The organism is Ochrobactrum sp. PL_is501 (assembly GCF_055816895.1).
This window is the reverse complement of the sequence record NZ_JBVPGR010000029.1, coordinates 81,267-102,642: the sequence shown is the minus strand read 5'-3', so window position 1 is coordinate 102,642 and position 21,376 is coordinate 81,267. Positions and strand designations below refer to the sequence as shown.

Here is a 21,376-nt window from a genome sequence, read left to right as displayed (position 1 = left end):
GCAAAATCAAAAATAAGATTAGCCCTGACGAGCCTTGTAGCGCGGGGCGGTCTTGTTGATGATGTAAACGCGGCCCTTGCGGCGGACCAGCTGGCAGTCGCGATGACGGCCCTTAAGCGCTTTAAGCGAGTTCTTGATCTTCATGTCAATCACCGGTCTTGTTGGCCCGTTGACGTGCAGATGCCGCGGGGCTTCATAAAAACAGGCGCCTCAGGCGCCAATTGATTACAGGCACTGTTAGATGCCCGAAGGGTTGGCCGAAATACACAAGGTTTCAGGCAAATGTCAACTGCTGAGCCGCAGATTCAGGGGGCTGGCGCTGAAATTCTTGGCAGGCAGTCGAAGATTCATCGGGAATCGGGAGGATTCCCGATGAACATTATTTGTGGCGGGGGTGAATGCGCGTCACATGACCCATTTTACGGCCCGGGCGCGCTTCCTTTTTGCCGTAAAGATGCAGCACCGCATCCTTTTCAGAGAGAATCGCGGGTACCTTCTCGATGTCGTCACCGATCAGGTTTTCCATCACGCAATCCGAATGCCGGTCGGTATTGCCCAAAGGCAACCCGGCGACGGCGCGGATATGCTGTTCGAACTGCGAAATGGCGCAGGCCGCTTCCGTCCAGTGGCCTGAGTTGTGGACACGCGGGGCAAATTCGTTTGCCAGAAGCGTGCCGTCCTTCAGGACGAAGAATTCAAGCCCCAGCACGCCGACATAATCCAGTGCGTTCAGAAGCTTTGCTGCGGCCTTGCGGGCAGATTCCGCCGTGCTGTCGGAAATGGCAGCCGGTACGGTTGAAGTTGCAAGAATGCCGTCCTTGTGCACGTTTTCGGCAATATCGAAAATGGCGACGTTGCCGCTGCGATCACGCGCTGCGATGACCGAGACTTCCCGCTCGAAATCGACGAAGCCTTCGAGGATTGCGGGGGCGCGATTGATGGCAAGAATCGCCTTGTGGGCATCGTTCTCGTCGAGCGAGGTCAGGCGGACCTGTCCCTTGCCGTCATAGCCCAGGCGCCGCGTCTTGAGGATGCCGCGTTCGCCCAATGCGCCCAAGGCTGCGATCAGGGTCTCTTCATCGTCCACGAGGCGCCATGGGGCTGTCTCGATATCGCTTTCATTGAGGAACTGCTTTTCCGTAAAGCGATCCTGCGAGACTTCCAGCGCGGCTGGCGGTGGCAGAACCAGCGCGGTTTCGGCCAGCCTGTCGGCGGCGCTGACCGGCACGTTTTCAAATTCATAGGTGATGACATCGGACGCAGCGGCAAGTTCCGCAAGCGCTTTCGGATCATCATAGGCTGCGACGATCTGGCGATTGGCGACCTGTGCTGCGGGGCAATCGGCCTGCGGCTCCAGAATCACGGTTTGAAAGCCAAGACGCGCTGCGGCCATGGCCAGCATTCTGCCGAGCTGGCCGCCGCCGATAATGCCGATGGTTGCACCAGGCTGAAGTGGAGAATTTTTCATGTCAGGCCTCGTTGGAAGGGCGCTCAGCCACGCTTTCCGTTTGCGCTTTGCGCCACTCGTCGAGGCGGGCTGCAAGCGCTTCATCGTAAAGCGCCAGAACGGCTGCGGCGAGGAGGGCGGCATTGACCGCACCGGCGCGACCGATGGCCAGCGTGCCGACAGGAATGCCTGCTGGCATCTGCACGATGGAGAGAAGCGAATCCTGGCCTGAAAGCGCCTTGGACTGAACGGGAACGCCGAAAACCGGGAGTGGGGTCATGGCCGCGGCCATACCGGGCAGGTGGGCTGCGCCACCCGCACCGGCGATAACGACCTTAAACCCTTCAGCTTTCGCGCCCTTGGCGAAAGCGACGAGCCGGTCAGGGGTGCGGTGCGCGGAAACGATCCGGGCATCGAAGGAAATGCCGAGCGCCTCCAGTGTGTCTGCTGCATGGCGCATGGTCTCCCAGTCGGACTGGCTTCCCATGATGATGGCGACGTCGGCAGTAACGCTCATTGATCTTTCTGCTCCGGTTTTCATTCGTGGTGTCAAAACGACAAAGCCGGGCGGACCCCGGCTCTCTCATGTATCGTTTTCAGCGTTCAGGCGATGATGTCGGGGATGACCTGATCTTCCATCTCCTGCAACTTGTCCTTGATTGCGAGTTTTTTCTTCTTCATGCGCTGGACGCGCAACTGGTCGCAGCCCGTTGCTATCATGGCGTTGATAGCCGCATCGAAATCCGCGTGTTCCTGTTTCAGACGCGCGACGGCCAATCTGATTTCGGCCTGTTCCTGATCGGACATGCGAACCCCGTTTCGTTGAATAGTTTTACGGGCCGCACCGAACCCTAAAAAGGCGCGGCATCAGCCCGTTTCAGGCGAAGCCCTTATCACATTTTTCGCGTCAGGAAAATGCTACCACGACAAAATCGACTTTGCACCAAACTCGTGCCAAACTGTCATGGTTCTGTCATGGATGCGGCTGTCGAAGGCGACAAAAATACCGCGTCTTGGCAGCCGGGACTGTGTGTCTGGCCCGGAATACAGGAGGTGTACCGGGCGTTCATGCAGGCTGAATGGCGGGGCAGCGGGCAAGCAAGGTCCAGGTTGCTCCGCAAACCAGGGAAATCAACCAAAGGAGATCTGATGATGGCTATTGAGTCCCATCTTGCCACGCTTGAAAAGAAGCACGGCGCTCTGGAACAGGAAATTTCCGAAGCCATTGCGTCACCGGCAATGGATGATCTGCATGTTGCATCTCTGAAGCGCAAGAAGCTTATGCTTAAGGAGCAGATTGAAAAATTGAGATCTCAGGTAACCCGTCACTAATGGGAACAGCCGCGCTTTGTTCGCGGTTCGATACGGCGTCTCAAGCCATAGACACAAAAATGCGGTCTTGGCGGCTGTGACACAGCCGCCGAACATATTGATTCAATTATTTAAAAGAAAATTGATCACAACGCCGCCGCGCCCAACGCAACTTAAAGCGTATCGCATTTTATCACGTTCATACGACAGGCTTTAAGCTTTTGTTTTCACGTATGTCTTGATCCCATCGTGGCGGGATCAGAAATCAGTCCAGTGGACTGATTTCCCCGCGAAGGCGGTTCCCACTTTTGGGAGAATTGCTTTAGCCATCCGTCTCGGCTCTCGGATCAAGATTGAGCGCTTCCGGCGTTGCACTGCGCTCGGAAGGCATGCTCTTGAACTGGTCTTTCTCTTCTTTCGGGACGGATGCGCGCTTGCGTGACCGGAACAATGCATAGCCGGTGATGGAAATATGCGCCAGCATGGTGATGGCGAAGAGGCCGGACGGCCAGAAAATATCCATGGCGGCGGCTGCCAGCAACGGCCCGAGCATTGTGCCGAAGCCGTAAAGCAGCAAAAGCCCACTTGATACTTTCACGAAGCTTTCCGACGTCGCGTGATCGTTCGCATGGGCGACGGCAACGGGATAGAGGGCATAGGCGAGTGCGCCATAACAGCCGGTCATTGTAATGATGACAGGACCGCTGGATGGGGCGACGAGAAAGGCGATGAGACCGACGAGGGCCGCCAGCGCCGCCACGCTTGCCAGCACAAAACGCCGGTCGACCAGATCGGAAATACGCCCGATCGGAATCTGCATCAGGGCGCCTGCTGCGATGGTGACGCTGACCATCAGGGCGATTTCAGTGGTGGAAATGCCGGATTTCGCGCCGAAGACCGCTCCAAGCGTACCCCAGGCGCCATTGGCGATGCCGATCAGGATGCACCCGACGAAGGCGGCGGGCGAATTATTATAGAGCGCCTTGAGATCGAGTTGCACTTCCGTCAGCGGCTTGGGGCTGACGGCGGTGGAAATCGCGGTCGGGATAAGGGCCAGGCAGAAGAAGACGCCGCTTATCATGAACAGGTGGTCGGAGCGCACATCGCCTGCCGCCACCAGCATCTGGCCGGTCATGGTAGCCCCATAGTTGACCATCATGTACATGCCGAAAATCTTGCCGCGCGATTCGTTGGTTGCGCGCTCATTCAGCCAGCTTTCGATGACCATGAAGGCGCCGGCCATGGAAAAGCCGGTGAACGCGCGCAGGATCACCCAGATGGTGGCGTCCACGAAGATGCCGGACAGAAGGGCGATGATCGCTGCCGACGCGGCAAAACAGCCGAATGCCCGCACATGGCCGACGCGGCGCACAAGGCGCGGCGCAAACAGACAGCCAGCCACGAAACCTCCGGCCCAGGTTGTGCCGAGCATGCCAAGCGAGGTTACTGAAAAACCTTCCGCGCCGCCGCGCAGCGGCAGCAGAAGGCCGTGGAGTCCCGAAGCCATGAGGAGGAAAGCTGTGCCGCAGAGAAGGGCCAGAACCTGAATGTAAATGCGCAAAATTCTATTCCCGAAATCTGAAGCCGGATTGTCAGTGTTGAGACCGATGCGTGATCTTTGCGATCAATGACTGTTGTTCCTAAAGCCCGTCGTCCGGAAATGGTTCCGGCTGTTTGTCTCGGCAACCATTCCCGTCGACGACTTCATTCCTATCGAAACAATGCTTCTGCCGCGGCGCGGCTATCGCCCTTCTTGAGGCGTTCTGTCTTCAATTGCTCTATTTCGGATTGCAGCAGGGCAATGCGCTGATCGATCTCCGTGACCGAAAGCAACGATAGCTCCTCTTCGCTTAGCGTCACGCTGTTGCGGGGCTTCACCACATCCTCATCAAAACCGCTCATAGCCGTCCTCCGTGGTCAATGATGGCTCAGAAAAGATTTAACACCTTGAATCGTCGCATATATATTTGGGAAAATCGATGACGATTTCCCTAACGTGGCGTCTTGCATCCGTCATGCGGCATTTCTGCGACGACGCGCAGGGCTAGAAATCTGAATGGAGTTTTGAAGATGATGGCCGACCTGCCTTCCCAAATGACCGCTATCGAAATTTCTGCACCGGGCGGACCGCATATGCTTCGCCCGGTTCAGCGCTCGGTGCCGGAACCGGGGGAGGGTGAAGTTCTGGTGCGTGCGCGCGCGGCTGGGGTCAACCGGCCAGATGTTTTGCAGCGGCTGGGACAATATGCGCCGCCGCCCGGCGCCTCCGATATTCCGGGGTTGGAGATTGCCGGTGATATCGTTGCCGTCGGCCGCGGGGTGAAGCGTTTCAAGACCGGCGATCAGGTGGTCGCATTGCTGGCCGGCGGCGGCTATGCCGAATATGCCGCCGTGCATGAAACCAATGCGCTGCCCCTGCCTTCCGGCTATGGCTATATCGAAGCGGCTGCGATCCCGGAAACATTCTTCACCGTCTGGCACAATGTGTTCGAACGCGGAGGATTGAAGAAGGGTGAGGCGTTTCTGGTTCATGGCGGCTCATCCGGGATCGGCACGACGGCCATCCAACTGGCCAAGGCGTTTGGCGCGACCGTGATTGCAACCGCCGGCTCGAAGGAAAAATGCGACGCCTGCCTGAAGCTCGGGGCAGATCGCGCCGTCAACTATCGCGACGAGGATTTTGTCGAGGTCGTAAAGGAAGTGACCAACGGCAGGGGTGCCAATGTGATTCTCGACATGGTCGGCGGCGATTACGTGGACCGTAATTACAAGGCTGCAGCTGAAGATGGTCGCATCGTTCAGATCGCTTTTCTCAATGGTGCGAAAGCCACGGCCAATTTCGCGCTGTTGATGACCAAGCGTCTGACCCATACCGGCTCCACGCTGCGTCCGCGGCCCGTCGATTTCAAGGCTGGCATCGCGCGCGAACTGGAGGCGAAGGTCTGGCCGCTTCTGGCGCAGCGCCGTGTTGCGCCGGTGATGGATATGATCTTTTCGCTGAAAGACGCCTGGCGTGCGCATGAGCGCATGGAGGAGGGAAGGCATATCGGCAAGATCGTACTCGATATTGCTTAAGCCTGAGAGCCATTCTTGCTCTGGCGATAAAAAAACGATATATAGGCCGTGATTTCCCGGAAATTGTGGTTTTGCCCACGTCCCGCGCCACCGGAGCGGACGAACAGAAGGATTATATCTAATGGCCACCCAGCTTCTTATGCCGAAGGCAACGGCCGTTTGGCTTGTCGATAATACGGCTCTGTCGTTTGACCAGATTGCCGCTTTCTGCAAGCTGCACCCGCTGGAAGTGAAGGCTATTGCCGACGGTGAAGCTTCGCAGGGCATCAAGGGTCTCGACCCGGTCATCACTGGCCAGATTTCGCGTGAAGAAATCGCGAAGGGCGAAAAGGACCCATATTATCGCCTGAAGCTTTCCGAACCGAAGGTTCGCGTTCCTGAAGCCAAGCGCAAGGGCCCGCGTTACACGCCGCTTTCCAAGCGTCAGGACCGCCCGAATGCGATTCTCTGGCTGGTGCGCAATCATCCTGAGCTGAAGGATGCGCAGATTTCCCGCCTGATCGGCACGACCAAGTCGACCATCGAGCAGATTCGCAATCGCACGCACTGGAACTCCGCCAATCTGACGGCGATGGACCCGGTGACGCTTGGTCTTTGCTCGCAGATCGATCTCGACATCGAAGTCGAACGCGCGTCGCGCAATCGTCCGGCCACGCCGGAAGCGGACAGCACCTTGCTTCCAGCTTCCGCGACCGAGAATTTCGACTATCGTGATGAGCAGCCCGCGGAAGACGAACTCGACGCGGACAAGGTTTTCGCCAAGCTCTCTTCGCTCAAGAGTTCGACCCCGGACGAAGACGAAGAAGAATAGTCTGGACGAGAAATCGCTTTACAGAAATGCCAAAAAAGCCCGGTTTTATCAGCCGGGCTTTTTCTTTTGCCTTGGGAGGTACTCAGTCCTTGAAGGCGTTATATTCGCTCAGTTCCATGAGGCGGTAGAAATCCGCCAGCGTCTTGCCGCGTTCCGCCCGGAAGAGACGACCAGCGTCGCTCGCTTCCACGATGCGGTCGGTGCGGAATGTGCGGAAGGCGTTGCGCAATTCGCACCAGCCGATAACCGTCCAGACCTTGCCCCAGAACCAAAGGCCGAGCGGGCGAATATCGCGCTCGCTTTCACGCGATTCCAGATCGCGATAGCGGATATTGAGTACATTGCCCTGATCGACCGCGCGTTCCACCGCGTCGATGATGCGGCGTTCGTCCATGCTGATACGCGCCGTCGGCGCGTGAATCTGCGTGCTGGTGATGCGGGCACGCTCTTCCTTGGGCAGAACGGCTTCGATCTTGACGAGAGCCTCTTCCGCGCCGCGCGCCATGGAAACGCCGCCCCATGCGCGGATGAGGCGCGCCCCGGCGACAAGAGCCACGATTTCGTCGCGCGTGAACATCAGCGGCGGGAGTTCAAAGCCCTGCCGCAGAATATAACCGACGCCGGCTTCGCCATCGATGGGGACGCCGGTCGATTGCAGATCGGAAATGTCGCGATAGATGGTGCGTTCGGAGACTTCCAGCCGTTCGGCCAATTGGCGCGCGGTGACAAGCCTGCCACCGCGCAGGTGCTGAACAATCTGGAAAAGGCGGTCCGCGCGGCGCATTCCGGTCTTACTCTCCGCTGCAATAATTGGTGCTACGCTGTTCCAGATAACGATCCGGCCAGCCCAGATCCTTGCGCAGGTCTTTTGGCAGACCGTCGATGACGCGCTGGGTGCGGATAAACCGGCGGCGTTCGTCCTGCCTGCGCCTGTATTCCTTCAAAATTGCGATCAATGGTGCGATTGCGAGTGCCATGGTGAAAACTCCCTCATCCTTGGGTACGCAGTATCGCACACCCCTCCTGACAGCTATCTGTCAGGAGCGAATGCGTGTTTTATTATCATCCTGTTAAGGCGGGATCGCAACATCATGCCTTGTAGCGCGGCTCAGCCATATAGCTGAGAGGCAGGCGCCCGCCATCTGCATAGATGGTCTGGCCCGTCACATAGCTTGCATCCTCCGACGCCAGAAATGACGCTATCGAAGCAATTTCAGAAGCTTGGCCGATGCGCCCGAGCGGAGTTCTGGACAATATCCTGTTGCGGGATTCCGCATCGGTATTCACGGCGGAAAGCATGTCCGTCTCAATGGAGCCGGGGCCGATAGCGTTGACGCGAATCCCCCAGCGCGCGAGCGCTACTGCCATAGTGCGTGTCAGTTGGTTCAATCCGCCCTTGGAAACGGAGTAGGCGAGCTGTTCCGGCAGGCCATAGATGGCGTTGATCGATGACATGTTGATGATCGTGCCGGGTTCGCCGCCCGATTCGACCCGTTCCACCATGCGCCTGGCCACGGCTTGCCCGCAGAGAAATGCGCCTTTGAGATTGACCCGCATCACGCGGTCGAAATCTTCTTCCTTGAGATCGAGGAAATCCGCCTGATGCACGATACCGGCATTGTTCACCAGAATGTCGATCTCTCCAACATTGGTGACGGTAAAAGTCAGAAGATTGTGGACGTCGAGCTTGTCGCCCACATCCGCCGCCATGTGGCGCACCGGACCGAACTGTTCCAGATCCCTGGCAGCGCGCGCGGCTGCGGCATTGTCGATGTCGGACAGGACGACACTCGCACCGTCCATCAGGAAGCGCTTTGCTATGGCGTAGCCAATACCGCGGGCAGCGCCGGTGACAATTGCCACCTTGCCTTCTAATTGCATGATCGATCTCCAGTTTGCGTGGAGAGTGGACCGGCGGCAACCGCCGGTCAATAGCCGAGGAGCCCCGATCAGGCGAAGGCAAGGCCGGTGTGCCGCTCGCGCAGAACGGTGCTGATTTCGTCCAGAATTGCCGGGTCATCAATGGTCGCGGGCATCTTCCATTCTTCCCCATCGGCGATCTTCTGGATGGTGGAGCGCAATATCTTGCCGGAGCGGGTTTTGGGCAGGCGCTTCACGGTCAGCGCCAGCCGGAAGGCTGCAACCGGGCCGATAACGTCACGCACCATGCTGACGCATTCCTTCTCCACCTCCCGCGGATCGCGTTCGATGTTGGATTTCAGCACCAGAAAACCGCAGGGAACCTGTCCCTTCAGGGGATCGGAAATACCCAGCACCGCGCATTCGGCGACGTCGGGATGGCTGGAAAGCACTTCTTCCATCGCGCCCGTCGACAGGCGGTGGCCAGCGACGTTGATGATGTCATCGGTGCGGCTCATGATGTAGAGATAACCGTCCTCATCCATATAGCCCGCATCGGCGGTTTTATAGTAGCCCGGAAACTCGTTCAGATAGGCCTTGCGGAAGCGCTCGTCCGCATTCCAGAGCGTCGGCAGGCAACCCGGCGGCAGCGGCAGCTTGATGAGAATATTGCCGAGCTGGCCACGTTCGAGTTCATGGCCTTCATCGTCCAGCACGCGAATGTCGTAACCCGGAAGACAGACGGCGGGAGAACCATATCTGGTTTCCAGAAGACCGAGGCCGAGCGGATTTGCGACCATGGGCCAGCCGCTTTCTGTCTGCCACCAATGGTCGATCACGGGACAGCCAAGCAGGTCCTCAGCCCAGTGGATCGTATCGGGATCGGCGCGCTCGCCCGCAAGATAAAGGGCGCGGAATCCGGAGAGATCATGGCGGCGGACGAAATGGCCGTCCGCATCCTCCTTCTTGATGGCGCGCAGCGCGGTCGGCGCGGTGAACATCACCTCAACACCGTGTTCTTCAATAATGCGCCAATATTCGCCAGCATCCGGGGTGCCGATGGGCTTGCCTTCAAACAGGACGCTGGTCGCGCCAAGAAGCAGGGGCGCATAGACAATATAGGAATGGCCGACGACCCAGCCCACATCGGATGCCGCCCACCAGACTTGGCCCGGTTCGACGCCGAAGACATTTTTCATCGACCACAGCAGCGCCACCATATGCCCGCCATTGTCGCGCACGACGCCTTTCGGCTCGCCGGTCGTGCCGGAGGTGTAAAGCACATAGAGCGGGTCGGTCGCGGCCACTGGCACGCAAGGCACAGCACGGCCACGCGCGGCGTCGACAGCTTCGCGATAGTCGATGTCACGGCCAGCCACAGGTTCGTGCCGGTGCTGTTCGCGCTGCAGGATTATGCAATGATTGACCTTGTGGCGCGCAAGCGAAATCGCCTTGTCGAGCATGGCCTGATAGGGAACGACGCGTGTCGGCTCGATGCCGCAGGAGCCTGCAATAATCATGACGGGCTTTGCATCGTCGATGCGGGTTGCAAGCTCATTGGCGGCAAAGCCGCCGAACACGACGGAATGAATGGCCCCAATGCGCGCCGATGCCAGCATGGCGACGGCTGCTTCCGGCACCATCGGCATATAGATGAGGACGCGGTCGCCCTTCTTCACGCCATTGTCGAGCATGACGGCGGAAAGCGCCTCTACTTCTTCCAGCAGTTCGCGATAGGTAAACTTGCGCACCTTTCCGGTGACAGGACTTTCGTAGATCAGCGCGACCTGGTCGCCGCGCCCATTGGCGACATGGCGGTCAAGCGCATTGTAGCAGGTATTGCATTCGGCTCCGACATACCAACGGCCATAGACGCCTTCGTCGCCTGCAAAAACCCGGTCCCACGGCTTGAACCAGTCAATTGCCGCCGCGGCATCCGCCCAGAAGCCTTCAGGATCGTTCTGCCATGCGGCATAGGTTTCGGCATATTTCGAAGTCATGCTGTTCCTCCCAGAAGCACGCGCCAAACCCCGCCCCGACAGAGGGCGGTCGTCGCGTGGTGATTATCCGGTGACAAAAACGCAAGATCGGCCTCCTCCGGCCCATCTCCTCCATGCGCGTTCGTCTCCTCCAGAAACGCAGTTTACGCCGCCGGGTTGCAGCTCGTCCATGAAACTTAAGAAGGAGGCGGAACGGTTTGGCGTTTCCAAGCCTTGCGGCAGGGGCCTGACTGCGCCACAAGAAGACAGAGAGGTGCGTCGTGACCAAAATCCTGCCCGTATTGCTGGTTCTCCTGATGGGGCTGCACATCATCAAACCGTTCGGCTTGCCGGGACTGAAGCGACGCAGCGATTTCTGGAAAATCGGCGTGATTTCCATTCTGGCCATGGCGCTGGCAGTAGGCTTCCATTTCCACGAAGGATGAAAAGGCGGGTCAGGCCGCCTTTTCCATATCCTTCTTCCAGCCGCCGGTTGCGGCAAGGCCGTTCATCCTTGCGCGATGCGCGAAAGCCCGCTGCCCGGCTGCGATATTTTCTTCCTTACCGCCCCATGCCTCAAGCGCCGCCGCCTGCAATGCGCGGCCATAGGAAAAAGTCATTTTCCACGGCATGTCGAAGCCCGCATTCATCGCGGAAAGATGGGCTGTCGCTTCCTCGCCGGTCTGTCCTCCAGAGAGGAAGGCGATGCCCGGAACCGCCGCCGGAACCGTATTGCGGAAACAGCGGACAGTCTTTTCCGCCACTTCCTCGACGGAAGCCTTGCGGGCGTTCTTGCCGTCGATAACCATGTTCGGCTTGAGGATCATGCCTTCCAGCCTGACGCGGGCATCGTAGAGCTCGCTGAATACCGTCTTGAGGACCCATTGCGTCACATCATAGCAGCGGTCGATGGTGTGATCGCCCGGCTTGCCATCCATCAGCACTTCCGGCTCGACGATGGGGACGATGTTCGCCTCCTGACAAAGCGCTGCATAGCGGGCGAGAGCCTGCGCATTCTGTTTCACCGCGCCCCATGTGGGCAGGCCATCGGAAATGGAAATCACTGCGCGCCATTTGGCGAAACGGGCGCCAAGACCGTAATATTCGGAAAGCCGTTCCCGCAGGCCATCCAGACCTTCGGTGATGGTTTCGCCCGCGAAACCTGCAAGCGGCTTTGCGCCCGCGTCCACCTTGATGCCCGCAACAGCGCCAGCATTGCGGATGATCTCGACAAGCGGCGTGCCGTCGCGTGCTTTCTGCCTTATGGTCTCATCATAGAGAATGACGCCGGAAATATAGTTCTTCATCGCATCGTCGGCGCGGAACAGCATCTCGCGATAGTCGCGGCGCGAGTCTTCGGTGGACTCCAGATGGATCGCGTCAAACCGCTTCTTGATGGTGCCTGAGCTTTCATCGGCGGCGAGAATGCCTTTTCCCGCCGTCACCAGTGCAATCGCAATATCTTCAAGACGTTCAGTCATAATGCAACGCTCCTTCTATCAAGGCGATGAGGGAGTGTTGGTCAAAACTGTGGCAAGCGCAAGCCTTTGAAACGATTGAAATATTTTTCAAACGGTTTAGGTATCCATACTTCCTGTCGCAGGTTTTTGCCGAAACAGGTTTTATGTCCGGGGGCCAAACCCCATGTAAGAAACCAGTGAGGAAACCCCGCCCGTTTCTCTTGTCCGGATTTGAGGAGAAAATATGCGACGCGTCCTTTTTAGCCTGCCTTTTGTACTGGCCGCATCGATGGTTGCCCTGCCGGTGCTGAACGCTTCGGCAGAGAGCATCAACGCTGGCGGCAGGCAGGCCGCAGCAAATGCTCCGTTTGTGGTAACGCCGGTTGCCGAATTCGATACGCCGTGGGCGATTGCATTCCTGCCTGATGACAGGCTTTTACTGACGGAGAAGGGCGGCAAGATTTTCGTCGTCACGCAAACGGGTGACAAAACTGCCGTCGATGGTGTGCCGGAAGTCGCCTTTAGCGGCCAGAACGGTCTGCTCGATATTGCGCCCGCGCCCGACTTCGAAAAGAGCAGGGCGGTCTATTTTTCCTATAACGAACCGGCGAAGAATGGCAGCAGCGTCGTTCTGGCACGTGCCGTGTTGGAGGAAGGCGACGGCAAGGCCGCGCTGAAGAACAGGACCACGATCTGGAAACAGGATGCTGAGGCTCGCGGCGGACAGCCTGGCGGCATTATCGCCTTTGCGCCGGACGGCAAGCATCTGTTCTTCTCCGTCGGTGATCGCATGTTGCCTGCGACCGGGCAGGACGATGCGGCACCTATGGGGAAAATTCTCCGCATGAACCTCGATGGGTCCGTTCCGAAGGATAATCCTCACGCCGATGCGGAAGGGGTGCGGGCGCTGACATGGACCACCGGCCACCGAAACCCCTACGGGCTGGCCTTCGGTCCCGACGGAAAACTCTGGGAGCATGAGATGGGGCCGCGGGGCGGTGACGAGTTCAATCTCATCAAGCCCGGTCTCAATTACGGCTGGCCGGTTGTTTCCAATGGCGACAATTATAGCGGCAGGCCGATCCCGCGCCATAGCACACGCCCGGAATTCGAGCCGCCGCTGGTCTATTGGACGCCGGTGATCGCCCCGGCCGGGCTTGCCTTTTACGAGGGAGACATGTTTCCCGAATGGCGCGGTTCGGCGCTGATCGGAGGGCTTGCCTCCATGGCGCTGGTGCGGGTGGCAATCGACAAGGACGGCAAGGCGGATGAAGCCCAGCGCTTTGAAATGGAAAACCGTATCCGTGACGTGGCCGTCGGGCCGGACGGTGCCATCTGGCTGATCGAGGATGACAATCCGGGCCGGTTATTGAAACTGACGCCCAAAAAATAAGCCCGGCGTCAACCGGGCTCATGAGAAGATGATTTATCGCATTATTTCTTCAGCACATCGACGCCGGGAAGCGGCTTGCCTTCCATCCATTCGAGGAAGGCGCCGCCTGCGGTCGAAATGTAGGTGAAGTCGTCGGCAACGCCTGCATGGTTGAGCGCTGCGACCGTATCGCCGCCGCCGCCGACCGAAACCAGCTTGCCTGCCTTGGTGCGCGCTGCGACGTGCTTGGCGGTCTTGACCGTGGCGGTGTCGAACGGGCGCAGTTCGAAAGCACCGAGCGGGCCGTTCCAGACAAGGGTGGCGGCGTCATCGATAGCCGAGGCGATCAGGTCGGTCGAAAGCGCGCCCGCATCGAGAATCATGCCGTCGCTCGGCACTGCATCGACGCCATAGGTCTGGTTCGGCGTGTCGGCTGCAAAGTGCCAGCCCACGACGGCATCCACCGGCAGAATGATCGCGCATTTGGTGGTTTCGGCCTTGGCCATGATTTCGCGGGCGGTCGAAGCGAGTTCGTGTTCGCAGAGCGACTTGCCGACATCGTATCCCTTGGCTGCAAGGAAAGTGTTGGCCATGCCGCCGCCGATGACGAGCGCATCGACCTTTTCGATCAGGTTGGACAAGAGGTCGAGCTTGGTCGAGACCTTCGCGCCGCCGACAATGGCGACAACCGGGCGGGCCGGATTGCCGAGACCCTTTTCCAGCGCTTCAAGTTCGGCCTGCATGGCGCGGCCTGCGAAAGCAGGCAGGACATGCGCCAGACCTTCGGTCGAGGCATGGGCGCGGTGGGCGGCGGAAAAGGCGTCATTCACATAAAGATCGCCATTGGCCGCGAGAGCTGCAACGAATTCCGGATCGTTCTTTTCCTCACCCTTGTGGAAACGGGTGTTTTCCAGAAGCAGAACGTCGCCGTCCTTGAGCGCATCGACAGCGGCCTTGGCCTTGTCGCCAATGCAGTCCTCAGCAAAATGAACGCCGTGACCCAGAACCTTGGAGAGCGGCTTCACGACATGCTTCAGCGAGTTTTCATCCGAAGCAACGCCCTTGGGACGACCGAAATGGGCGAGCAGGATGACCTTTGCGCCTTTCCGGGAAAGTTCGGCAATAGTCGGCACGATGCGCTCGATACGGGTCAGGTCGGTGACTTCGCCATTCGCCATCGGCACGTTGAGATCAACGCGGACCAGTACGCGCTTGGACTTGACGTCGGCATCGTCGAGAGTGCGGAAACTCATGGTCTTTCTCCCATAACTGTCTTTCGGGTGCCGGTGGAGCGGGGATCGCTCAGACAGGCAGGCGCCGGAAAAGGGTTGGATAGTCGGTGACAAGCCCGTCCTCATCGACGGGCAATTCGGCGGTGAAGGTGCGGTCAGCTGCCTCGTAACGATAGCGCCGTCCTTCCTCGATACAGGTATAGCGCTGCTGGTCGCGCAGCGGGCGGAAACTGTCAAACGGCACGTAAAGCATGTCGAGCTGAACGGTGCCGCTTTCCGGTGTCAGGCCAAGGCGGCGGATGGGCAGCGTGTTGGTGAAGGGGGTTCCCGCCAGATCGATATCGATGCAGCCGTCGAATTCGGGCAGTGCATCGCCCGCCATCGTGTTCCAGCGGCCCTCGCCGTCGGAAACAAGCTCCAGCCGGTGGCCGGACGTGGTTTCGATCAGGAAATGGAGGACATGCCAGGCGCTGTTGCAGTCGATGCTGTAGCGCACGCCATAACGGGCGCCGCCGCGATCGCCAATCACCACGCTTTCAGCACGGATCGTGCGGCCCGTGAGGCCGAGATTGAGATGTTCGAGCCCTTCTCCTTCCAGCGGACGCCAGCGCGCAACGGTGGGGAGAAGGGCGCGAAACATGATCGGAGCTTAGATCAGCTTGCCGAAGGCGACAGCAGTATCGCCCATGCGGCTGGAGAAGCCCCACTCATTGTCGTACCACGACAGGATGCGCACCATGGTGCCTTCCATGACCTTGGTCTGATCCGTGTGGAAGACCGAGGAATGGGAGTCATGATTGAAGTCGTGCGAGACGAGCGGCTCGTCCGTGTAGCCGAGGATGCCCTTCAGGCGGCCATTGGCGGCGGCACGGATCGCATTGTTGACTTCATCGACAGTCGTTTCGCGCTTGGCGATGAAGGTCAGGTCCACGACCGAGACGTTCGGGGTCGGCACGCGGATGGCGACGCCGTCGAGCTTGCCCTTGAGCTCCGGCAGAACGAGGCCGACAGCCTTGGCTGCGCCCGTCGAGGTCGGGATCATGGAAAGAGCTGCGGCGCGGGCGCGGTAGAGATCCTTGTGCATGGTGTCCAGCGTCGGCTGGTCGCCCGTATAGGAATGGATCGTGGTCATGAAGCCCTTTTCGATGCCGATGGCATCGTTGAGGACCTGAGCCACCGGCGCAAGGCAGTTTGTGGTGCACGAAGCGTTGGAAATGACCAGATGATCCTTGGTCAGCTTGTCGTGGTTGACGCCATAGACGACGGTCAGGTCGGCACCATCGGCAGGAGCCGAAACGATAACGCGCTTGGCGCCTGCTTCCAGATGCATGGCGGCCTTGTCGCGCGAGGTGAAGATGCCGGTGCATTCCAGAGCGATATCGACGCCTTCTTCCTTCCACGGCAGCTCAGCCGGGTTGCGGACGGCGTGAACCTTGATCGGGCCATAGCCGACGTCGATGGTATCGCCTGCAACCTTCACTTCCTTGGGGAAACGGCCATGAACGCTGTCATAGCGCAGGAGATGCGCGTTGGTTTCGACAGGGCCGAGATCGTTGATGGCGACGACCTGAATATCGGTGCGGCCCGACTCGACGATGGCGCGGAGGATGTTACGACCGATGCGGCCAAAGCCGTTGATTGCGACGCGAACTGCCATTTTCTCTTAATCTCCCGATGGGGTTCTGCATCTTGCGATGCGTCTCATTCGAACTGATACGTTCAAAAACTCAAACGCCGGCGTTTTTGGGGCGCCGGCGTTTTTCTAAATCATGCGGCGTTGAGCTTCTTCTCCGCAGCTTCGGCGGCATGTTCTGCCGTGATGCCGAAATGCTTGTAGAGATCGTTGATCTCACCCGAAGCGCCGAAGCCCTTCATGCCGATGAAGATGCCGTTTTCGCCGATGAAGCGTTCCCAACCGAGCGAGATTGCCGCTTCGATGGCCACTTTCACGGGCGCATCGCCGATGGTCGCCGTCTTGTAGGCGTCGCTCTGCTGTTCGAAAAGCTCGAAGCAGGGGACGGAAACGACGCGGGTCGCGATGCCCTTGCCTTCCAGAAGGTCGCGGGCCTTGAGTGCGATTTCCACTTCGGAGCCGGTTGCGAAGATCGTGACCTTGGCGTCCTTGCTTGCGCCAGCAAGCTCATAGGCGCCGTAAGCCGACAGGTTTTCGTCGCGATGCTCGGTGCGGACCGTCGGCAGGTTCTGGCGGGTGAGCGCCAGCGTCGACGGGGTCTTCTTCGATTGCAGGGCGATCTGCCAGCATTCGGCGGTTTCGACCGCGTCGGCGGGACGGAACACATTGTGGTTCGGAATGGCGCGCAGCGCAGCCAGATGCTCGACCGGCTGGTGGGTCGGACCGTCTTCGCCAAGACCGATGGAGTCATGCGTCATGACATAGATGGTGCGGATGCCCATCAGCGAGGAAAGACGCATGGCCGGACGTGCATAATCCGAGAAGGTCAGGAAGGTGCCGCCGTAAGGGATGAGGCCGCCGTGCAGCGTCATGCCGTTCATGGCGGCAGCCATGCCGTGTTCGCGGATGCCGTAATGCACGTAACGCTGGCCGTAATCTTCCGGCGTCACAGCCTTGGTCTGGCTCGTCTTGGTGTTGTTGGAGCCGGTGAGGTCGGCAGAGCCGCCGATGGTTTCCGGCACAACGCCATTGATGACTTCCAGCGCCATTTCCGAAGACTTGCGGGTCGCGACCTTCGGCTTGTCGGCGGAAAGCTTCTTCTTGTATTCGATGATGGTTGCATCGAAGTTTGCAGGCAGGTCGCCACGCATGCGGCGCTCGAATTCAGCGCGGGTCTCAGCGTCGGCGGCAGCAAGGCGCTTTTCCCATTCCTGGCGCTTCTTGGCTGCATTGAGGCCAGCCACACGCCATGCGTCCAGCACTTCAGCCGGAACGACGAAAGGTTCAGCGCTCCAGCCCAGAGCCTTGCGGGTGGCGGCGATTTCTTCAGCACCAAGCGGCGAGCCGTGCACCTTGTTGGTGCCAGCCTTGTTCGGTGCGCCGAAGCCGATGGTCGTCTTGCAGGCGATGAGCGTCGGCTTGTCGGAAACCTTGGCCAGCTCGATGGCCTTGGCAATGGCGTCCTGGTCATGGCCATCGACAGCCATGGTGTTCCAGCCGGAAGCGGCGAAACGGGCAGGCTGGTCGGTATTGTCGGAAAGCGTGACCGGGCCGTCGATCGAGATGTTGTTGTCATCCCAGAACACGATCAGCTTGTTCAGCTTCAGGTGACCGGCAAGCGCGATTGCTTCCTGGCTGATGCCTTCCATGAGGCAGCCGTCACCGGCGATCACATAGGTATAGTGGTTGACGAGGCTGTCGCCGAACTGCGCGTTGAGGATGCGCTCCGAAAGCGCCATGCCGACGGCATTGGCGATGCCCTGGCCGAGCGGGCCGGTCGTCGTTTCGATACCGGCGGCGTGGCCATATTCGGGATGTCCTGCCGTGCGCGAGCCGAGCTGGCGGAAATTCTTGATCTCGTCGATGGTGATGTCTTCGTAGCCCGAAAGATAGAGCAGCGAATAAAGCAGCATCGAGCCGTGGCCTGCGGACAGCACGAAACGGTCGCGATCCGGCCAATGCGGGTTCTGCGGGTCGTGCGAGAGGAAACGGGTGTAAAGCGTCGTCGCTATATCGGCTGCGCCCATCGGCAGGCCGGGATGGCCCGAATTGGCTTTCTCGACCGCGTCCATGGAGAGGAAGCGGATTGCGTTTGCCATCTGGTTTTGTTTGTCGGAATTGGTCATGGTCTCAGCCGTCTTTCCTTGGGAGGGGTTAACGGGGTTGCGGCGATGCCTTTTGCCTGAGCACGATCCGTATCGAGAACGGTTTCATGCGTTTTAGGATCACGCTCCAGAAGGCACCGGGACACATAGCACCTGCACATAAGGAGTCAATAAACCGATGAGTTTTGGGCAATAAACTGTCCGCGACTAATCGATTGAGTAGCGCCGACAGCTTAATTGCAACCACCGAAAAGCCGTTTTTGCACCGATAACGGTGTATGAACGCTCGTATATGCCCCTCATTTGTTGCTTATCGGGCAGTCGATTATTACAATCTTTTCAAAGATGCCCGTCCCGCAGGCGCGATTCGATGTCCCTGAATAGGGCTTGCGATTGGCATTGGAAAGGACATGGATGGCACCCGATACGACCCTCAGGCAAGTCTTGGAACGGCTCGAAAAGGCACTCAACGCGCTTGAACAAGCGGTCGATCTGCGGCTGGACAAGGAAGGCGATTTCGCCGAAGCCGAGGAAGAGGTGCAGCGCATGAATGCGGATCGCAGCCGTCTTGCCCAGGAACTCGATCAGTCCGAAGCGCGCGCCGAGCGGCTTGAAGCCGCCAACCGGGAGGTTTCGCGCCGTCTCGTGACCGCCATGGAGACAATCCGCGCTGTTCTGGACCGATAGGAGGCTACCATGGCGACCGTTACCGTTACCATCGATGGCAAAGCTTACCGCATGGCCTGCGACGAGGGGCAGGAGGAGCATCTGTCCGGGCTTGCCGACCGCTTCGACCAGTATGTGACCCATCTGAAATCGTCCTTCGGGGAAATCGGCGATCTGCGCCTGACCGTCATGGCGGGCATCATGGTGATGGATGAGCTGGCCGAGATGCAGAAGCGCATCACGGGGCTGGAGAACGAGGCGGAAACGCTGCGCCGTTCGCGTGACGAGGCTTTGGGGCGCGCCGACAGCAATGATGCCGCCCTGACCGGCTTGCTGACGGAAGTGGCATCGCGCATCGAGCAGGTGGCGTCGCGCATTGCGCCGCGTAACAGCTAGGGTCAGGGCCATGATCCTGCCCTGATCGCCGTCCGGATTTTTCTGAAAAGATTTCCTGTCAAGCCAGCGCAAGCCACTGGCGTTCCCGTCCGGCAGATACTATATTGGCTCTTGGCGAACTGCGCTTCCCGACAGGTGTAACAGCATCCCCGGGGCCTTATTGATCTCTAAGGGAGCTGTCCCTGTGAAGGCTTGCGGGCTTTCGCATATGGCGCCCACCTACTTTGTAGGTTCCCGGGATCAATCACTACCATCGGTCGTCGTGGTCGCCGCTTTCTACTCTCGATTTGCCACAGCTCCTCTATGAGCTTGATCTAACGGACAATTTGTTCGTAAACAGGCGCAAACTCCAACAATTTGCGCTTCCTGATGAAATCTCCCGAAACAGCATCGCCCGTAACATCGGAAAGACTGGCCGTCGCGATACCCGTCGCATTCGTCTACGGGCTTCTGCTTTATCTCATGATCTGGTCGCGCCATTACATGGACGCGATGCCGGTCATTGCCGGGATGGCGCTGCTGCCGATGGCGGTTGCAAGCCTTGCTTCCTGCCTGTCCGATCCGCGTGCGCAAAAGAGCCTATGGCGGCATGTCCGCATGGGGTGGGCCATCATTGCTGGACTCGTCATCACCAGCATGGTCCTTTTCCATGAGGCCGGCATTTGCGTGGCCATGGCTGCTCCGTTCTTCATGGTGTTCTCGGCGTTGGGGTCGGCCGTGACCTTATGGATTATCCGCCAGTTTCGCTCCCGCCGCTCGACCACTCTGGTCATTGCGCTGCCGCTGCTTGTGCTGCCCGCCGAACTTCAGATCACTTACGCTCCGCATGACAGCTTCGTCACGACAATAGTCGAAATCGCGGCCCCGCCGGAGGTGGTGTGGCGGCAGACGGTCGAGATTCGCAATGTGCGCCCGGAGGAACTGTCGTGGACATTCAGCCACGGCATATTGGGCGTGCCGCAGCCGGTCGATGCGCGGCTGGAAGGGGAGGGCGTCGGGGCTGTGCGCCAGCTTCGGTGGACACGCGGGGTGAACTTTCAGGAAATCGTCACGCGCTGGGAGGAAAACCGGTTGCTGGCATGGGACTTCCGCTTCGGTCCCGGTTCCATCCCGCCCGAGGTGGAAGCGCATATCAAGGTCGACAGCACCTATCTGAAGCTTGCGCAGGGCAACTATAGTCTTGAACCGCTGGCGAACGGCCATACGCGCCTTACACTGACGACCCATTACCGGATCGCAACGCCGATCGATTTCTATTGCGACCTGTGGGGCAAACTGTTCCTGAACGACTTCCATGGCGTTGTCTTGAAGGTCATTCGCGACCGTTCCGAGAAGATCGCTCAAGGGGCAACCGGAGTCACTTGACGGATTGTCATATTGCGGTTCCACTGCATGACGAAACACGGCAGCAGGGAGTGGCTTGGAATGACGGCAGCGGAGCGCGATCCCATTCAAAAGCAGGAACTCAGGCGCAGGGTTCTGGCGATTCGCGATGCGCTTGATCCCCGCTTTCATTACGAGGCCTCACTGGCTGCCGCGAAAATCGGCGAAGCCGCAATCGATGTTCCCAAGGGTACATTGATCGCGGGCTATTGGCCGATCCGGTCTGAAATCGATCCGCGCCCGCTCTTGTCGGCCTTTCGCGCCAGGGGCGCACGTCTCTGCCTCCCCGTCGTTCTGGACAAGGAAACGATTGCCTTTCGTGAATATCTGCCGGATGCCGAGCTGGTGCAGACCGGCTTCGGCACGATGGGGCCGGGAGACGATGCGCCGGTGGTCGATCCGGCGATCATGCTGATGCCGCTTGCGGGCTTCGACCGACGCGGGCATCGGCTTGGCTACGGCGCCGGGCATTACGACCGCGCGCTGGCGCGTTTCACGCAGCGCGGCTTGCAGCCGCTTCTGATCGGCATGGCCTTCGACTGTCAGGAAGTCGAGCATGTGCCCGATGAGTCGCATGATATCGCGCTCAACCAGATCTTGACTGAAAGCGGCTTGCGTTCGCTTGGCGCAGGTTTATAAGGCGGTT

Annotated in this window: 24 protein-coding genes and 1 other RNA gene; 10 read left to right on the top strand and 15 right to left on the bottom strand. The window is 59.2% G+C overall.

All coding sequences use genetic code 11. The features are described 5' to 3' along the window. Window positions 1–18 precede the first annotated feature (18 nt). The 4 genes from ykgO to AC0TOF_RS04440 all read right to left on the bottom strand — a co-directional run bounded on the left by ykgO (window position 19) and on the right by AC0TOF_RS04440 (window position 2,254). Window positions 19–144, bottom strand: a complete 126-nt coding sequence (gene ykgO, locus AC0TOF_RS04455) for a type B 50S ribosomal protein L36 (RefSeq protein ID WP_010661422.1) — start codon at window positions 142–144, stop codon at window positions 19–21. 235 nt (window positions 145–379) lie between these two features. Then, the gene (locus AC0TOF_RS04450) at window positions 380–1,468 is read right to left on the bottom strand and encodes a 5-(carboxyamino)imidazole ribonucleotide synthase (RefSeq protein ID WP_473767347.1); all 1,089 of its coding nucleotides are present in this window, start codon (window positions 1,466–1,468) and stop codon (window positions 380–382) included. A gap of 1 nt (window position 1,469) precedes the next feature. After that, window positions 1,470–1,964, bottom strand: coding sequence for a 5-(carboxyamino)imidazole ribonucleotide mutase (gene purE, locus AC0TOF_RS04445; RefSeq protein ID WP_140021971.1), 495 nt, complete (start codon window positions 1,962–1,964; stop codon window positions 1,470–1,472). Between the two features lie 86 nt (window positions 1,965–2,050). Continuing rightward, the gene (locus AC0TOF_RS04440) at window positions 2,051–2,254 is read right to left on the bottom strand and encodes a DUF465 domain-containing protein (RefSeq protein ID WP_122000309.1); all 204 of its coding nucleotides are present in this window, start codon (window positions 2,252–2,254) and stop codon (window positions 2,051–2,053) included. A gap of 342 nt (window positions 2,255–2,596) precedes the next feature. Between AC0TOF_RS04440 and AC0TOF_RS04435 the strand changes: the two genes are divergently transcribed. Further along, a complete protein-coding gene (locus tag AC0TOF_RS04435) occupies window positions 2,597–2,779 on the top strand; it encodes a YdcH family protein (protein WP_180350104.1) in 183 nt (60 codons plus the stop codon). Window positions 2,780–3,080: 301 nt separating this feature from the next. Here the strand turns inward: AC0TOF_RS04435 and AC0TOF_RS04430 are convergent, their stop codons facing one another. After that, a complete protein-coding gene (locus AC0TOF_RS04430; RefSeq protein WP_122000310.1) occupies window positions 3,081–4,319 on the bottom strand; it encodes an MFS transporter in 1,239 nt (412 codons plus the stop codon). A 149-nt stretch (window positions 4,320–4,468) separates the two neighbouring features. Then, window positions 4,469–4,660 (bottom strand): DUF1192 family protein, encoded by a 192-nt coding sequence (locus AC0TOF_RS04425; RefSeq protein WP_473767346.1) that lies wholly within the window; start codon window positions 4,658–4,660, stop codon window positions 4,469–4,471. Window positions 4,661–4,828: 168 nt separating this feature from the next. Between AC0TOF_RS04425 and AC0TOF_RS04420 the strand changes: the two genes are divergently transcribed. Next, complete coding sequence (locus AC0TOF_RS04420; RefSeq protein WP_473767345.1) at window positions 4,829–5,833, top strand: NAD(P)H-quinone oxidoreductase; 1,005 nt, start codon at window positions 4,829–4,831, stop codon at window positions 5,831–5,833. Window positions 5,834–5,954: 121 nt separating this feature from the next. Next, window positions 5,955–6,644, top strand: coding sequence for a DUF1013 domain-containing protein (locus AC0TOF_RS04415; RefSeq protein WP_122000313.1), 690 nt, complete (start codon window positions 5,955–5,957; stop codon window positions 6,642–6,644). A gap of 82 nt (window positions 6,645–6,726) precedes the next feature. Here AC0TOF_RS04415 and AC0TOF_RS04410 read toward each other — a convergent pair whose 3' ends face one another. The 4 genes from AC0TOF_RS04410 to AC0TOF_RS04395 form a co-directional block, all read right to left on the bottom strand. Next, entirely contained in the window at window positions 6,727–7,428 is a 702-nt protein-coding gene (locus AC0TOF_RS04410) for a helix-turn-helix transcriptional regulator (RefSeq protein ID WP_006467756.1), read from the bottom strand. A 7-nt stretch (window positions 7,429–7,435) separates the two neighbouring features. Further along, window positions 7,436–7,621 (bottom strand): hypothetical protein, encoded by a 186-nt coding sequence (locus tag AC0TOF_RS04405; RefSeq protein WP_473767344.1) that lies wholly within the window; start codon window positions 7,619–7,621, stop codon window positions 7,436–7,438. Window positions 7,622–7,733: 112 nt separating this feature from the next. Beyond that, entirely contained in the window at window positions 7,734–8,525 is a 792-nt protein-coding gene (locus AC0TOF_RS04400; RefSeq protein ID WP_473767343.1) for an SDR family NAD(P)-dependent oxidoreductase, read from the bottom strand. A gap of 68 nt (window positions 8,526–8,593) precedes the next feature. Continuing rightward, on the bottom strand, window positions 8,594–10,504 hold the full coding sequence (locus AC0TOF_RS04395; protein ID WP_473767342.1) for a propionyl-CoA synthetase: 1,911 nt from the start codon (window positions 10,502–10,504) through the stop codon (window positions 8,594–8,596). 230 nt (window positions 10,505–10,734) lie between these two features. Between AC0TOF_RS04395 and AC0TOF_RS04390 the strand changes: the two genes are divergently transcribed. Next, entirely contained in the window at window positions 10,735–10,929 is a 195-nt protein-coding gene (locus AC0TOF_RS04390; protein WP_286167637.1) for a hypothetical protein, read from the top strand. Window positions 10,930–10,938: 9 nt separating this feature from the next. On the opposite strand, the gene AC0TOF_RS04385 is transcribed toward AC0TOF_RS04390, so the two are convergent. Further along, window positions 10,939–11,964, bottom strand: coding sequence for a class I fructose-bisphosphate aldolase (locus AC0TOF_RS04385; protein ID WP_473767341.1), 1,026 nt, complete (start codon window positions 11,962–11,964; stop codon window positions 10,939–10,941). A gap of 223 nt (window positions 11,965–12,187) precedes the next feature. Between AC0TOF_RS04385 and AC0TOF_RS04380 the strand changes: the two genes are divergently transcribed. Continuing rightward, window positions 12,188–13,336, top strand: coding sequence for a PQQ-dependent sugar dehydrogenase (locus tag AC0TOF_RS04380; protein ID WP_473767340.1), 1,149 nt, complete (start codon window positions 12,188–12,190; stop codon window positions 13,334–13,336). Window positions 13,337–13,377: 41 nt separating this feature from the next. Here the strand turns inward: AC0TOF_RS04380 and AC0TOF_RS04375 are convergent, their stop codons facing one another. The 4 genes from AC0TOF_RS04375 to tkt all read right to left on the bottom strand — a co-directional run bounded on the left by AC0TOF_RS04375 (window position 13,378) and on the right by tkt (window position 18,306). Further along, window positions 13,378–14,568 carry a phosphoglycerate kinase gene (locus tag AC0TOF_RS04375; RefSeq protein ID WP_473767339.1) on the bottom strand — a complete coding sequence of 397 codons (1,191 nt, stop codon included), beginning with the start codon at window positions 14,566–14,568 and terminating at the stop codon, window positions 13,378–13,380. A 49-nt stretch (window positions 14,569–14,617) separates the two neighbouring features. Next, window positions 14,618–15,187, bottom strand: coding sequence for a putative glycolipid-binding domain-containing protein (locus tag AC0TOF_RS04370; protein ID WP_473767338.1), 570 nt, complete (start codon window positions 15,185–15,187; stop codon window positions 14,618–14,620). Between the two features lie 9 nt (window positions 15,188–15,196). Then, window positions 15,197–16,204 (bottom strand): type I glyceraldehyde-3-phosphate dehydrogenase, encoded by a 1,008-nt coding sequence (gene gap / locus AC0TOF_RS04365; protein WP_021588015.1) that lies wholly within the window; start codon window positions 16,202–16,204, stop codon window positions 15,197–15,199. Between the two features lie 110 nt (window positions 16,205–16,314). Next, window positions 16,315–18,306, bottom strand: coding sequence for a transketolase (gene tkt / locus AC0TOF_RS04360; protein ID WP_473767337.1), 1,992 nt, complete (start codon window positions 18,304–18,306; stop codon window positions 16,315–16,317). A 393-nt stretch (window positions 18,307–18,699) separates the two neighbouring features. Between tkt and AC0TOF_RS04355 the strand changes: the two genes are divergently transcribed. From AC0TOF_RS04355 to AC0TOF_RS04335, 5 genes are all read left to right on the top strand, one after another. Continuing rightward, complete coding sequence (locus AC0TOF_RS04355; protein ID WP_006473231.1) at window positions 18,700–18,972, top strand: DUF4164 domain-containing protein; 273 nt, start codon at window positions 18,700–18,702, stop codon at window positions 18,970–18,972. Between the two features lie 9 nt (window positions 18,973–18,981). Further along, entirely contained in the window at window positions 18,982–19,347 is a 366-nt protein-coding gene (locus AC0TOF_RS04350; protein WP_121983340.1) for a cell division protein ZapA, read from the top strand. A gap of 113 nt (window positions 19,348–19,460) precedes the next feature. Further along, window positions 19,461–19,619: non-coding RNA, 6S RNA (ssrS, locus tag AC0TOF_RS04345), on the top strand. Between the two features lie 97 nt (window positions 19,620–19,716). Continuing rightward, window positions 19,717–20,712: an SRPBCC family protein gene (locus tag AC0TOF_RS04340; RefSeq protein ID WP_473767336.1), complete on the top strand. Its 996-nt coding sequence runs from the start codon at window positions 19,717–19,719 to the stop codon at window positions 20,710–20,712. Window positions 20,713–20,772: 60 nt separating this feature from the next. Continuing rightward, window positions 20,773–21,369, top strand: coding sequence for a 5-formyltetrahydrofolate cyclo-ligase (locus AC0TOF_RS04335; RefSeq protein WP_473767335.1), 597 nt, complete (start codon window positions 20,773–20,775; stop codon window positions 21,367–21,369). Window positions 21,370–21,376 lie beyond the last annotated feature (7 nt).

What these genes read in the sequence shown, in the direction of transcription:
- ykgO (WP_010661422.1), bottom strand. Translation starts at nt 144, where the DNA reads ATGAAGATCAAGAACTCGCTTAAAGCGCTTAAGGGCCGTCATCGCGAC.
- AC0TOF_RS04450 (WP_473767347.1), bottom strand. Translation starts at nt 1,468, where the DNA reads ATGAAAAATTCTCCACTTCAGCCTGGTGCAACCATCGGCATTATCGGC.
- purE (WP_140021971.1), bottom strand. Translation starts at nt 1,964, where the DNA reads ATGAGCGTTACTGCCGACGTCGCCATCATCATGGGAAGCCAGTCCGAC.
- AC0TOF_RS04440 (WP_122000309.1), bottom strand. Translation starts at nt 2,254, where the DNA reads ATGTCCGATCAGGAACAGGCCGAAATCAGATTGGCCGTCGCGCGTCTG.
- AC0TOF_RS04435 (WP_180350104.1), top strand. Translation starts at nt 2,597, where the DNA reads ATGATGGCTATTGAGTCCCATCTTGCCACGCTTGAAAAGAAGCACGGC.
- AC0TOF_RS04425 (WP_473767346.1), bottom strand. Translation starts at nt 4,660, where the DNA reads ATGAGCGGTTTTGATGAGGATGTGGTGAAGCCCCGCAACAGCGTGACG.
- AC0TOF_RS04420 (WP_473767345.1), top strand. Translation starts at nt 4,829, where the DNA reads ATGATGGCCGACCTGCCTTCCCAAATGACCGCTATCGAAATTTCTGCA.
- AC0TOF_RS04415 (WP_122000313.1), top strand. Translation starts at nt 5,955, where the DNA reads ATGGCCACCCAGCTTCTTATGCCGAAGGCAACGGCCGTTTGGCTTGTC.
- AC0TOF_RS04410 (WP_006467756.1), bottom strand. Translation starts at nt 7,428, where the DNA reads ATGCGCCGCGCGGACCGCCTTTTCCAGATTGTTCAGCACCTGCGCGGT.
- AC0TOF_RS04405 (WP_473767344.1), bottom strand. Translation starts at nt 7,621, where the DNA reads ATGGCACTCGCAATCGCACCATTGATCGCAATTTTGAAGGAATACAGG.
- AC0TOF_RS04400 (WP_473767343.1), bottom strand. Translation starts at nt 8,525, where the DNA reads ATGCAATTAGAAGGCAAGGTGGCAATTGTCACCGGCGCTGCCCGCGGT.
- AC0TOF_RS04395 (WP_473767342.1), bottom strand. Translation starts at nt 10,504, where the DNA reads ATGACTTCGAAATATGCCGAAACCTATGCCGCATGGCAGAACGATCCT.
- AC0TOF_RS04385 (WP_473767341.1), bottom strand. Translation starts at nt 11,964, where the DNA reads ATGACTGAACGTCTTGAAGATATTGCGATTGCACTGGTGACGGCGGGA.
- AC0TOF_RS04380 (WP_473767340.1), top strand. Translation starts at nt 12,188, where the DNA reads ATGCGACGCGTCCTTTTTAGCCTGCCTTTTGTACTGGCCGCATCGATG.
- AC0TOF_RS04375 (WP_473767339.1), bottom strand. Translation starts at nt 14,568, where the DNA reads ATGAGTTTCCGCACTCTCGACGATGCCGACGTCAAGTCCAAGCGCGTA.
- AC0TOF_RS04370 (WP_473767338.1), bottom strand. Translation starts at nt 15,187, where the DNA reads ATGTTTCGCGCCCTTCTCCCCACCGTTGCGCGCTGGCGTCCGCTGGAA.
- gap (WP_021588015.1), bottom strand. Translation starts at nt 16,204, where the DNA reads ATGGCAGTTCGCGTCGCAATCAACGGCTTTGGCCGCATCGGTCGTAAC.
- tkt (WP_473767337.1), bottom strand. Translation starts at nt 18,306, where the DNA reads ATGACCAATTCCGACAAACAAAACCAGATGGCAAACGCAATCCGCTTC.
- AC0TOF_RS04355 (WP_006473231.1), top strand. Translation starts at nt 18,700, where the DNA reads ATGGCACCCGATACGACCCTCAGGCAAGTCTTGGAACGGCTCGAAAAG.
- AC0TOF_RS04350 (WP_121983340.1), top strand. Translation starts at nt 18,982, where the DNA reads ATGGCGACCGTTACCGTTACCATCGATGGCAAAGCTTACCGCATGGCC.
- AC0TOF_RS04340 (WP_473767336.1), top strand. Translation starts at nt 19,717, where the DNA reads ATGAAATCTCCCGAAACAGCATCGCCCGTAACATCGGAAAGACTGGCC.
- AC0TOF_RS04335 (WP_473767335.1), top strand. Translation starts at nt 20,773, where the DNA reads ATGACGGCAGCGGAGCGCGATCCCATTCAAAAGCAGGAACTCAGGCGC.